The following is a 12,095-nucleotide window of genomic DNA, read 5'->3' as shown; positions in this document are numbered from 1 at the left end:
TTCGAGGTGAGTGTCATGGCCAAGGCCGAAGTTCTGACCTTTCTCGCTGGTTGAAATTCCGACCAAAGTCCAATGGAGACGGAATGACGCGGCGAATACCCTCTGGCCACGCTTCTGAGGGAACCCATGCCGCCTGACGCCCTTGCCCTTTACGCCACCGTCATTCTGCTCCTGCCGATGGCCTGTTTCTTCCTGTCGTCGCCGACCTTCCTGCTGGTCGGGCTCGAGATTCCGGAAGTGACGCAGCTGCTGCGCGGCCTGTTCAACGGCTACTTCATCGTCATGTGTGTGGCCGGAGTCGCTTCCGCGGTGGCGTACGTGATTTCGGGACGTCCGGTCTTCGCCGTCGGCGCGCTCGCCGTCGCAGCCGTGGCGGTCATGGCGCGGCGCTGGTTCCTGCAACACATGGATGTCGAGCTTCAGGCCAGGGCGGCCGGCGAAGCAGCGGCCGTGCCGCGGCTTCGCGCCTTGCACCTCAAGGGCATGCTGCTCAACGGCATCCTGCTGGCGACCGTCATCGCCAACGTGCCGCTTGTCGTCTAGCGCCCGTTGACCTGCTCGCGCGCAAAGCCCGCCATCGAGGCGTAGCCGCGCACGACCGCTTCGCGCTCAGCATGGCTGGCGACACGGTCGATGTCGTCGAAGCCGTCCGGGGCGCGGGCCTCGATCATGTCGATCACGCCCTCGGGGCCTCCCTTGCGGTTCGCTTCGACGATCTTCGCCATGGCCGGTCGGCGTTCGACGTCATAGGCGGCGAAGGCCTCCGCGACCGATGACTGGGCCTGGAGGTGGCGCGCCAGGCACTGCGCGTCGAGGATAGCCTGGCTCGCGCCGTTGCTGCCGACCGGATACATCGGATGGGCGGCATCGCCCAGCAAGGTCACGCGGCCGAACGACCAGCGCGGCAGGGGATCGCGGTCGCAGTTGGGATATTCGTAGAACGTCTCGGTCGCCTCGATCAGCGCCACCGGGTCGAGAAAGCCCAGCCGGAACCTGTCGCGCACGAAGGGCAGCGCCTCTTCGCGCTGGCCGATGCGGTTCCAGTCCTCGCGCCGCGGCGGCACCTGGGCATCGCTGAGGCGCGCCATGATCGCCCAGTTGGTCAAGCGCATGTCGGGCCGCGCCGGGTCGGTGTGGATCGGATAGAACACGAACTTGGCGGCATTGCCGCCAGCGATCACCATCGTGCGGCCATCGCCATAGGCCGGCCATTCGGTCGCGCCGCGCCACAGCATCGTTCCGTTCCAGATCGGCGGGCCCTCGCCGGGATGGAGAATCGATCGAACCGTGGAATGGATGCCGTCGGCGCCGACCAGGGCATCGCCTTCGACGTCCGGCCGACCGTTGAAGGATGCTACGACGCGATCCTGCCGGTCGTCGAAGCCGACCAGCCGGCACCCGGTATGGATGCGGGCCGGCCCCAGCCGGTCGAGCACCGCGCGATGGAGGACGCCATGCAGCTTGCCGCGGTGGATGCTGAACTGCGGCACGTCATATCCGGCGTCACTGCCACGCAGCTCCTGCCACACCGTCTGGCCGAAACGATTGCAATAGATCAGCTCGCGCGTGCGGATGCCGGCGTGGTCGAGCTCGGGCAGGAGACCGAGGCCGGCCAGCACGCTGATGGCGTGCGGCAGGACGTTGAAGCCGACGCCGAGCTCGCGCAGCTCCTGCGACTGCTCGAATATCTCGGCCTCGATCCCGGCCTCGTGCAGGCAGAGCGCGGTGGTGAGTCCGCCGACGCCACCGCCGACGATCAGGATCTTCTTTCGATCAGGACTATTCATCGAAGCGACTCCGTGCAGATTGCTCCGGCGGGCAGCGCGTTCTCAACGTCCGAATTGTGAAGGTCGATGTGGTTCCAACTACCGCAGCAAACAGGGGCGGTCGAAGGGACATTTTCTTGGCAACGGCTCAAGAAAATGTACGAAGCGAATGTGACCGAGCGCACAGAAATCCTGCCGTGAAGTTCTGAACTGCAAGCGCTCATCGCGCGGCGTTGTTGCTTTGCCGTCCGATCGCGTCATTGTGGCAAGCCGAACAGAATGAGGTGGGCGCGAGATGCCGGGACCGCTTGCGGGCGTGCGTGTGATCGATCTGACGGCGGTGTTGTTGGGGCCGTTCGCCACCCAGCACCTGGCCGACATGGGCGCCGACGTTATCAAGGTCGAGCCGCCCGAAGGCGACCTTCTACGCGTCTCGGGTGGCTCGATGGGGCGCGACAAGAGCATGGGGCCGATCTACATGGCGGCCAACCGCAACAAGCGTTCGCTCTGCCTCGACCTCAAGAAGCCCGCTGCCTGCGCCGTGCTGAAGGAGCTGGTCAAGAAGGCCGACCTCTTCATCCACAACAGCCGGCCGCAGGCGATCGAGCGCCTGGGCCTGGGCTACGAGGACCTGAAGAAGGTCAATCCGTCGATCATCTACGCCTATTCCCTGGGCTATGCGCGCAAGGGACCGTACGGCCACAAGCCGGCGTTCGACGACCTGGTACAGGGCGTGAGCGGTGCCGCGTCGTTGCAGTCGCGCGTCGACGGCCTGCCGCCGCGCTTCATGCCGAGCCTGATCGCCGACAAGACCACGGGGCTGCATCTCTGCATCGCGGTGCTGGGCGCGCTCTATCATCGCCAGAAGACCGGCGAAGGGCAGATGATCGAGGTGCCGATGCTCGAGACGCTCGCCTCGTTCTGGCTGACCGAGCACCTGTTCGGCGCCACCTGGACGCCCGAGCGCGGCGCGATGGGCTACGACCGCATCATCAACAAGTTCCGCCATCCGTTCAAAACCAAGGACGGCTTCATCTGCGCGCTGCCCTACACCGACGCGCACTGGCTCACCTTCTTCGAGCTCGCCGGCCGGCCCGACCTCTGCAAGGAGCAGCGCTTCATCGACCGCAACGAGCGCGCCAAGCATTTCAGCGAGCTCTATCAGGTGCTGGCCTCGCTGCTCGAGCATCGGCCGACCGAGGAATGGCTGGAGATGTTCGACAAGGCCGACATTCCGGCGATGCCCGTGCGCACCCTCGAGGAACTTCGGGACGATCCGCATCTCAAGGCGACCGGCTTCTTCACCGAGCGCGAGCATCCGACGGAGGGACCGATCACGACCTTCGCCAGCCCGCTCGACTTCGAGAAGACCAAGGTCGAGTTCCGCCGCCACGCCCCGCGCATCGGCGAGGACGGCGAAGAGGTACTGCGCGAGGCGGGCGTCGGCCAGGCAGAGATCGACAAGTTGAAGGCCGACAAGGCCCTGATCGTGCCGGCGCCGATGGCCCAGTGATTTCTGACGGTTCCTACATCCCGGCCACGACATCGGGACCTTACCCGGCGCGTCCTGGCAATCGCGTGCGGGCGTTCATCGATGGGCCGCAGATCATGCGGCGTATCGGCGAGGCGATCGCCCATGCGCGCCACAGCATCTGGCTGACCGTCGCCTTCTATTCCGACGACTTCCTGCTGCCGGACGGACAGGAGCCGCTGTTCGACGTGCTCGATCGCGCCGTCGCGCGCGGCGTCGATGTGCGGCTGCTGGTCTGGCGTCCCAATCCCGAGACCGCGCCCAGCCCGCGCATGTTCGGCGGCTCAGCCGAGCAGCGCGCGCTGCTCGCCAGGCGCGGGTCGCGCCTGAAGATCCGCTGGGACAGGGCGGCGACGGTGTTCTGCCAGCATCAGAAGAGCTGGGTGATCGATGCCGGTCAGCCGTCGGAAACGTCCTTCGTCGGCGGTCTCAACCTCACCAGCGTCGCCATGCGCCTGCACGACGTCTATGTCGAGGTGACCGGGCCGTCGGCGACGGATGTGCGCCACAATTTCGTCGAGCGCTGGAACGAGGCGAGCGATCGCCATGCGCCTGACGGCAATTGGGGCTGCGACGCCGGCGACGAACTGCCTTATGCCGACCAGCCGCGCCCTGCGTGCGGGCCGAGCACCGTGCAGGTCCAGCGCATGCTCGATGCGCGCCGCTATCCGCCGGCGCGTGTCGAGCGATCGATCCTGGAGCAGTACCAGCGCGCTATCGATGCGGCGCGCCGCACGATCTACCTGCAGAACCAGGCGATCCCGATGCCGGAGGTCGCCCGCCACCTGGTTGCAGCCGTCGAGCGCGGCGTCGAGATCGTGATGCTCGTGCCGCCGGTCCCCGAGGGCTACGTTTTCGATGCGCGCCACGATCCGAACGAGGCCTCGCGCTTCTGGGGCATCGAGGCGCTGGGGCGTCATGCCAACTTCACGCTGGCCGGCCTCGCCGCGATGCACGAGGGCAAACGGCGCGCCGCCTACGTCCACGCCAAGATGATGGTGGTCGACGACGTCTGGGCGACCGTCGGTTCGTGCAACCTACATCCGTTCTCGCTGAGCGGGCACACCGAGATGAATGCCTCGATCTGGGATGCCGACGTTGCGCACGCGCTGCGCACCGCGCTGTTCGATCAGCATCTCGGCGTCGATACGGCGTCGCTCGATGACCGGGCTGCACTACGGGCGTTCGGGGACATTGCCCGCGCGAACCGCGGCCAGCTGGGGCGCCAGGCGCCAGACTGGCAAGGGCTTGTTTTCGCTTTGGCGCCCGAGACTTACGGTTTCAAGACGGGTGTGAAGCCCGACCTGACGTAACGCGCAATCTACGTAAACTTGTTCCGCGCCGCGGCGGATCAAGCCGCGATCCGGCTGCATCGCGCTTGTCCCAACCGGCCTCGTGGCTAAACTCCGGCGCAAACGAAGGCCCTATCCTGGGAGGGTTGTATGGACCTCGCTTTTACACCTGAAGAGCAGAAATTCGCCGATGATGTGCGCGCCTTCGTGCGGGCCAATCTGCCGGCCGACATCCGCGACAAGGTCAAGAACGGCAAGCACCTGATCCGCGACGACTACATGCGCTGGCAGCAGGTGCTCGGGAAGCAGGGCTGGCTGGTCTACACCTGGCCCAAGAAGCATGGCGGCCCGGGCTTCACGCCGGCGCAACGCTACATCTTCGAGAACATCTGCGCCGAGGAGTATGCGCCGGGCATCATTCCGTTCGGCACCAAGATGGTCGGGCCGGTGATCTACACCTTCGGCACGGAAGAGCAGAAAGCCAAGTACCTGCCGGGTGTCCGCGAGAGCACGGTGTGGTGGTGCCAGGGCTATTCCGAGCCGGGCTCCGGTTCCGACCTCGCGAGCCTGCGCACCAAGGCGGAGAAGCAAGGCGACCACTATATCGTCAATGGCTCGAAGACCTGGACGACGATGGGCCACTGGGCCGACTGGATCTTCTGCCTGGTGCGCACCGATCCCAAGGCCAAGCCGCAGGAGGGAATCTCCTTCCTGCTGATCGACATGAAGACGCCGGGCATCACCGTGAAGCCCATCATCATGGCCGACGGCGGCCATGAGGTGAACGAGGTCTTCCTCGACAACGTCAAGGTTCCGGTCGCCAACCTCGTGGGCAAGGAGAACGATGGCTGGACCTGCGCCAAGTTCCTTCTGGCCAACGAGCGGCTCAGCATTGCTGCGGTGCCGCAATCCAAGCGCGGCGTCGAGGCGCTGAAGGACATCGCGCGCAGCGAGCAGGAGAACGGCAAGCCGCTGATCGAGAACCAGAGCTTCGCCGAGAAGATCGCCGATCTCGAGATCCAGCTCACGGCGCTGGAATACACCGAGCTGCGCGTGCTTTCGGCCATGGCACATGGTGGCCAGCCGGGTCCGGAAGTATCGGGCCTCAAGGTCAGGGGCTCGGAGATCCAGCAGCGCATCACCGAGCTCACCATGGAAGCGGTCGGCGAGTACGCCGCGCCCTATCTGCCCGGCCTGCTGTGGCAGGGGTCCAACGAGGAGCCGGTCGGGCCGGCCTACGCGCATCTCGCGGCGCCGCGCTACTTCAACACGCGCAAGACCACGATCTACGGCGGCAGCAACGAGATCCAGAAAGGGATCATCAGCAAGATGGTGTTGGGACTGTAAATGGACCTCGCGCTCAAACCCGAACACAAGGCCTTCGCCGACGAAGTCCGCGCCTTCGCGCGCGCCAATCTGTCTGCCGCCACAAAGGCCAAGACCTTCTCCGGCAAGCACTATGACAAGGACGACCACATCCAGTGGCAGCAGGCGCTCGGCCGCCAGGGCTGGCTCGCCTACACCTGGCCCAAGAAATACGGCGGCCCGGGCTGGGACGTGACGCAACGCTTCCTGTTCGAGAACGTGCTCGCGGAAGAGGGCGCGCCGCGCATCATCCCGTTCGGTCCCAAGATGGTGGGGCCGGTGATCTACACCTTCGGCACCGACGAGCAGAAGGAACGCTTCCTGCCCGGCATCCGCAGCTCCGAAGTGTCGTGGTGCCAGGGCTACTCCGAGCCGGGCGCCGGCTCCGATCTCGCGTCGCTGCGCACCCGCGCCGTGCGTGAGGGCGACCACTACATCGTCAACGGCCAGAAGACCTGGACGTCGTTTGCTCATTGGGGAGACTGGATCTTCTGCCTGGTGCGCACCAATCCCGACGCCAAGCCGCAGGAGGGCATCTCCTTCCTGCTGATCGACATGAAGACGCCGGGAGTCACGGTGCGGCCCATCATCATGGTGGACGGTGCCCATCACGTGAACGACGTGTTCCTCGACAACGTGAAGGTCCCGGTCGCCAACCGCATCGGCAAGGAAGGCGAAGGCTGGACCTGCGCAAAATTTCTGCTGGCCAACGAGCGGCTGGGCATCGCCGAGGTGCCGGCCTCCAAGCGCGGCGTGCGCTCGCTGCGCGACATCGCCCGCGCCGAGCCGGCGAACGGCGCCACGCTGGCCGACGATCCGGCGTTCACCGCGCAGATCGCCGACCTCGACCTGCAGGTCCAGGCGCTGGAGATGAGTGAGCTTCGCGCGCTTTCGACCATGGCGCTGGGCGGCGCGCCGGGGCCCGAGGTCTCGACCCTCAAGATCCGCGGCTCCGAGATCCAGCAGCGCATCACCGAGCTCGCCATGGAGGCGGTCGGCGAATATGCCGCGCCCTACCAGCCCGGCATGCTGTTCCAGGACACCAACGAGACGCCGATCGGCCCCGACCACGCGCCGCCCGCCGCGCCACGTTATTTCAATTTCCGCAAGACGAGCATTTACGGCGGCAGCAACGAAATTCAGAAGAACATCGTGTCGAAGATGGTCCTCGGGCTATAAACGCCAGAGATTTGGAGGAAGACAAATGGACCTGTCCCTTTCCGACGAACAGAAGCAGCTGCAGGACGCTGCCGAGCGCTTCGTTCGCGACAAATACGCGTTCGAGAACCGGCGCAAGATCGCCGCCACCGAGAAGGGCTGGCTGCCGGAGAACTGGGCGCAGATGGCCGAGCTGGGCTGGCTCGGCATGGCGTTCTCCGAGGAGGATGGCGGCTACGGCGGCGGGCCGATCGAGACCATGATCGTCATGGAACAGTTCGGAAAGGGCCTGGTGCTCGAGCCGTTCCTGCCGACCGTCGTGCTGGGCGGCGGCATGATCGCCAAGGCCGGCAGCAAGGCCCAGAAGGAAGCGCTGCTTGCCCCAATGATCGAGGGCAAGAAGCAGTTCGCCTTCGCCTGGCTCGAGCGCCAGTCGCGCTACAATCTGGCCGACGTCTCGCTCAAGGCGACCAAGGAAGGCAATGGCTGGTCGCTGTCGGGCCATAAGGGCGTGGTCTACAACGCGCCGTCGGCCGACAACATCATCGTGCTCGCCCGCACCTCGGGCAGCGCGCGCGAGGAGAAGGGGCTGACGCTGTTCGTGGTCGATGCCAAGGCCAAGGGCATCACCCGCCGCGACTACCCGACCCAGGATTCGCTGCGCGCTTCGGAGCTCACCTTCGACAAGGTCTCGGTCGGCGCCGACGCCGTGCTGGGCAAGGTCGATGACGCCTTCGGCGTGGTCGAGGATGCGGTCGATCACGCCATCGTGGCGCTGTGCGCCGAGGCGACGGGCTGCATGGACGCGATCAATGCGGCGACCCTGGAATACATCAAGACGCGCAAGCAGTTCGGCGTGCCGATCGGCAAGTTCCAGGTGCTGCAGCATCGCATGGTCGACTGCTTCACCAACGCCCAGGAAGCGCGCTCGATGACCTTGATGGCGTCGCTCAAGATCGACGACAAGGATTCCGTCGTGCGCCGCAAGGCCGCCTCGGGCGCCAAGGTCCAGATCGGCAAGTCGGGCAAGTTCTGCGGCCAGAGCGCGGTGCAGATGCACGGCGGCATGGGCGTCACCGACGAGCTCTCGGTCAGCCACTACTTCAAGCGGCTGACCATGATCGACCTGATGTTCGGCAACCAGCAGCATCACCTGACACGCTACAGCAACCTCGCCATGGCGGCGTGAGGTCGTCCTCATTCGGAGCGCGGACCTCCAGGTCCGCTCATAGCTCATGAGTGCGGACCTGGAGGTCCGCGCTCCAGCATGAGCGCCATCATCGACATCATCGTGCCGGTGTTCGGCACGGTCGCGGTCGGCTGGGCGCTGGGCCGCTGGCTGCTCACGGCCGACGGCCTGCGCGGGCTGACCCAGGTCGCGTTCTATTCCCTGTTCCCGGCGCTGCTGTTCCGTTCCATGGCCAAGGTGCGGCTCGAGGCGCTCGAGCCCGACATCATCGTCGTGTTCTTCGGCACCGGCCTGCTGCTCTATTTGCTGCTGATGCCGCTCGGCCGCGCTCTCGGCATGAAGCTCGGCGATCAGGCGGTGTTCGCCCTGTCCGGCACCTTCTCCAACGGCGTCGGCATCGGCATCCCCTTCATCACCTACGCCTTCGGCGAGGCAGGCCTGGTGCCGCTGCTGATGATCATCAGCGTCAACTCGCTGATCATGCTGACGCTTTGCTCGTTCCTGCTGGAGATCGGCTCCGGCGGCGGCGGTGGCGGCCGGCTGCTTGCCAAGCTGGGCGGTGCGGCGCTGATGATGATGAAGCACCCGGTGATCCCGTCGATCTTCGCCGGCCTCGCCTGGGCCGAGCTGACGGCGCTGGTCCCGGGGCTCGGCATGCCGGTGGTGATCGACAAGGTCCTGCAGGCCCTGGCGCTGGCCGCACCTCCCTGTGGCCTGATCATGGCCGGCGCCTCGCTTGCCCATGTCGGCATCAAGGAGCATTGGCAGTCCGGTGCCGTTGCGACCGCCGTCAAGCTCGCCGTCATGCCGCTGATGGTGTGGTTGGTCGGTCGCTACGTCTTCGCACTCGATGCGTTGTGGCTCACCGTCGCCACCCTGAACGCTGCCTTGCCGGCCGGCGCCAACGTCTATCTGGTGGCCCAGCTCTACCGGACGGGCGTCGGGCTCGCGACCAACGCCGTCGTCATTTCGACGGGCGCCAGCATCTTCACGTTGTCGGCGGTGCTGTTGCTCCTCGGCGTGCAAACTCGCTAGTCTCCATTGCGGAGGTAAGGTCATGGCATACGAAACGGTACAGGTGCGTAAGCTCACGGGCGGCTGCGGTGCCGAGGTCTTGGGCATCGATCTCAAGTCGATGAGCAATCGCCAGTGGGACGAGGTGCAGCAGGCCTTCGCCGAGCACGGCGTCATCTTCTTCCGTGACCAGACGCTTACGCCCGATCAGCACCTCGAGTTCGCGCGTCGCTGGGCGCCGATCGACGTCAACCGTTTCTTCAAGGCGGTCGAGGGCTATCCCGAGATCGCCGAAGTGCGCAAGGAGCCCGAGCAGAAGACCAACATCGGCGGCGGCTGGCACACCGACCACAGCTACGATGCCGAGCCGGCCATGGGCTCGATCCTGCTGGCGCGCGAGCTGCCGGAGGAGGGCGGCGACACGCTGTTCGCCAACATGTACCGCGCCTTCGAGACGCTATCGCCCGGCCTGCAGCACACGCTGGAAGGCATGACGGCCGTCCACGGCTCGGCGCACATCTTCGGCGCCAAAGGCGTCAATGCGGCCAATCCCGAAGGCGCCAGCCGCTTCGGTAATCAGCAAGCGGTGGGCGACGATGTCGTGCACCCGGTGGTGATCCGCCATCCGCTGAGCGGCCGCAAGTCGCTCTACGTCAACCCGGCCTTCACCCTGCGCTTCGAGGGCTGGTCGGTCGAGGACAGCAAGCCGTTGCTGGAGTACCTCTATCGCCACGCGTCGCGGCCGGAATTCACCTGCCGCTTCCGCTGGCGCGAGGGCTCGATCGCCTTCTGGGACAACCGGGCGACCTGGCACTACGCCGCCAACGACTACAGCGGCGAGCGCCGGTTGATGCATCGCGTCACCGTCGCCGGCTGCAGCCTGCAACCGGCGACGATGTAGTCGAAGCTTACCGCTTCAGCTTGATGGTCATGCCGGCGATGCCGGTCGCGAGGTTGTAGCCCGCGTCCTGGATGACGCCCGACGACACCATGCCGATCTCGGCATTGGGGCCGCCATAGATCCAGTTGCCGCCGGCCTGCTGGCCGGCCGCCACCGTGCCCTGCTCGCCGACATAGGTGCCGCTGAGGTCGCTCGGACCGCGATCGGAGCCCAGCGAGTAGACCCGCCAGATCGTGTGCACGGCCTTTGTGTAGCCGATGTCGATGCCGACCTTGTCGATGGTGCCGGTGTACTGGGCGCTCTGGATGCCGTCCTTACCGAGGAAGACGCAGTCGAGCGTCTTGCGCGACGCGAGCACGTAGCCGGTGCTGCCGCCGACGTTGCAGCTCAACGAGCCGATGTAGATGCGGGAGTTGGCGTTGGTGGTGTTGAGCTGCTGCGGCGTCGACTGGCTCATGTTGCAGGCACCGACGGTCGCGGCGAGGGTTGCCGCGACGGCGGCCTTGGCGATCAGTTTCATGGGTCTCCGTATCTCCTTAAGCCGCCCGAGTATGGCACAACGCGCGGCGGCGCAAGCGAGACTTGGGTCTAGTTCTTCAAGCTGAGCGAAATCTCGGCAATGCCGTAGGCGAGGTTGTAGCCGGCATCGCCCAACGACTGGAGCTGGGTCGCCTGCAGGACGATCTGGTTGTTGCTGCCGCCGTACAGCCAGTTGCCGCCGGCGGTGGCGCCGGCCGACACCGAGGCCTGCTCGCCACCGTAGTTGCCGACGATCACCCTTGGATTGGCGCTGGTCTGGTCCCCGACCAGCCCGCCGAGCTGATAGACCTTCCACACCACATGGCCGGGCTTGGTGGTTCCGAGATCGAGGCCGAAACGGCGGATCTTGCCGTCATAGGCCTGCGAGGCGCCTTCCTTGGTGAGATAGATGCAGCTGAGATCGCGGCTCGAGCCGAAGACATAGCCGGTGCTGCCGGTGACGTTGCAGGTCAGCGCGCCGATATAGACCTGGGAGTTGGCGTTGGCGGTGTTGAGCTGCTGGGCCGTCTGCTGGGTGCAGGCGGTCGTCAGCGCCAAGCCTGCGGCCATCGATACGACGACGATCCTGTTCATCCGGCTTCCTCCGCGAGGCCGCCAGTATGGCAGCTCGGTCAGTGCAGTGCCTGCCACAAAAGTGCAAGGCCCGAGACCACCATGACGATGTCCAGCATGTACTGGAAGGCGGCCACGCTCAGACGCTCGACGATCAAGCGAGCGAGGTAGGTGCCGGCCATGACTGAGGACCCGGTGATCAGGCCCTTGACGACGATGTCGGTCGGCAGCGCGCCGAACTGCCTGAACGTCACGGCCTTGCTGATGTAGAGGGCGAGCGAGCCCGCCGCTTCGGTGGCGATGAAGGCGCCCTTGACCAGGCCGTAGGCGGCGAAGGTCGGCACGCTGAGCGGGCCGGTCGAGACGACGATGCCGGTGAGGAAGCCGATCACGGCGCCGGCGATCACCAGCCCGCCGAAACCGATCGTCATGTTGCGCGAGGCGAGCCAGCGGCGACCGGGGACCATGGCTAGGAAGAAGAGGCCGAGCGCCAACTCGACGCTGTTCTCGGGGAGCACGAGCAGAGTTCGTGCGCCCAGCGCCGCTGCGGGAACGCCGCCCAGCGCGTAGGCGGCGACGGCGCGCCAGTCGATGTCGCGCCACCATGAGGTGATCTTGGCGAAGTTCGACATCAGGGCGACGACCGCCATGATCGGCACGGCCTCGCGCGGGCCGAAGACGATCACCAGCACAGGCAGCAGGATGACGGTTGCGCCCGTGCCGACGATGCCGCTCACCGTACCGGCAACGAAGCCGACGGCCAGCACGAGGGCGTAGCTCATCGGAG

Annotated in this window: 12 protein-coding genes; 8 read left to right on the top strand and 4 right to left on the bottom strand. The window is 65.9% G+C overall.

Annotated elements, in window-relative coordinates:
* The first annotated feature begins 126 nt into the window (after positions 1-126).
* A complete protein-coding gene (locus tag RSO01_RS26540) occupies positions 127-543 on the top strand; it encodes a hypothetical protein (RefSeq protein WP_147153134.1) in 417 nt (138 codons plus the stop codon).
* Here RSO01_RS26540 and RSO01_RS26535 read toward each other — a convergent pair.
* A complete protein-coding gene (locus tag RSO01_RS26535) occupies positions 540-1,787 on the bottom strand; it encodes a flavin-dependent oxidoreductase (RefSeq protein ID WP_147153132.1) in 1,248 nt (415 codons plus the stop codon). The genes RSO01_RS26540 and RSO01_RS26535 overlap by 4 nt on opposite strands.
* A gap of 274 nt (positions 1,788-2,061) precedes the next feature.
* On the opposite strand from RSO01_RS26535, the gene RSO01_RS26530 reads away from it, so the two are divergent.
* The 7 genes from RSO01_RS26530 to RSO01_RS26500 all read left to right on the top strand — a co-directional run bounded on the left by RSO01_RS26530 (position 2,062) and on the right by RSO01_RS26500 (position 10,216).
* Positions 2,062-3,279: a CaiB/BaiF CoA transferase family protein gene (locus RSO01_RS26530; RefSeq protein WP_147153130.1), complete on the top strand. Its 1,218-nt coding sequence runs from the start codon at positions 2,062-2,064 to the stop codon at positions 3,277-3,279.
* Positions 3,276-4,610: a phospholipase D-like domain-containing protein gene (locus tag RSO01_RS26525; protein ID WP_147153128.1), complete on the top strand. Its 1,335-nt coding sequence runs from the start codon at positions 3,276-3,278 to the stop codon at positions 4,608-4,610. The genes RSO01_RS26530 and RSO01_RS26525 overlap by 4 nt, the downstream gene beginning before the upstream one ends.
* Before the next feature lie 129 nt (positions 4,611-4,739).
* On the top strand, positions 4,740-5,936 hold the full coding sequence (locus tag RSO01_RS26520) for an acyl-CoA dehydrogenase family protein (protein ID WP_147153126.1): 1,197 nt from the start codon (positions 4,740-4,742) through the stop codon (positions 5,934-5,936).
* On the top strand, positions 5,937-7,133 hold the full coding sequence (locus RSO01_RS26515; RefSeq protein WP_147153124.1) for an acyl-CoA dehydrogenase family protein: 1,197 nt from the start codon (positions 5,937-5,939) through the stop codon (positions 7,131-7,133).
* A gap of 25 nt (positions 7,134-7,158) precedes the next feature.
* On the top strand, positions 7,159-8,301 hold the full coding sequence (locus tag RSO01_RS26510) for an acyl-CoA dehydrogenase family protein (protein WP_147153122.1): 1,143 nt from the start codon (positions 7,159-7,161) through the stop codon (positions 8,299-8,301).
* Positions 8,302-8,379: 78 nt separating this feature from the next.
* Positions 8,380-9,336 carry an AEC family transporter gene (locus RSO01_RS26505; protein ID WP_147153119.1) on the top strand — a complete coding sequence of 319 codons (957 nt, stop codon included), beginning with the start codon at positions 8,380-8,382 and terminating at the stop codon, positions 9,334-9,336.
* Positions 9,337-9,358: 22 nt separating this feature from the next.
* Positions 9,359-10,216: a TauD/TfdA dioxygenase family protein gene (locus RSO01_RS26500; protein WP_147153117.1), complete on the top strand. Its 858-nt coding sequence runs from the start codon at positions 9,359-9,361 to the stop codon at positions 10,214-10,216.
* A gap of 7 nt (positions 10,217-10,223) precedes the next feature.
* On the opposite strand, the gene RSO01_RS26495 is transcribed toward RSO01_RS26500, so the two are convergent.
* From RSO01_RS26495 to RSO01_RS26485, 3 genes are all read right to left on the bottom strand, one after another.
* The gene (locus RSO01_RS26495; protein WP_147153115.1) at positions 10,224-10,736 is read right to left on the bottom strand and encodes a DUF992 domain-containing protein; all 513 of its coding nucleotides are present in this window, start codon (positions 10,734-10,736) and stop codon (positions 10,224-10,226) included.
* A 68-nt stretch (positions 10,737-10,804) separates the two neighbouring features.
* Positions 10,805-11,329 (bottom strand): DUF992 domain-containing protein, encoded by a 525-nt coding sequence (locus RSO01_RS26490; RefSeq protein ID WP_147153112.1) that lies wholly within the window; start codon positions 11,327-11,329, stop codon positions 10,805-10,807.
* Positions 11,330-11,367: 38 nt separating this feature from the next.
* On the bottom strand, positions 11,368-12,095 hold a 728-nt coding region (locus RSO01_RS26485), incomplete at its 5' end, for a sulfite exporter TauE/SafE family protein (protein WP_308933097.1).

It is taken from the genome of Reyranella soli (assembly GCF_007992495.1).
Lineage (GTDB): Bacteria > Pseudomonadota > Alphaproteobacteria > Reyranellales > Reyranellaceae > Reyranella > Reyranella soli.
This window is presented reverse-complemented; position numbering and strand designations above follow the sequence as displayed.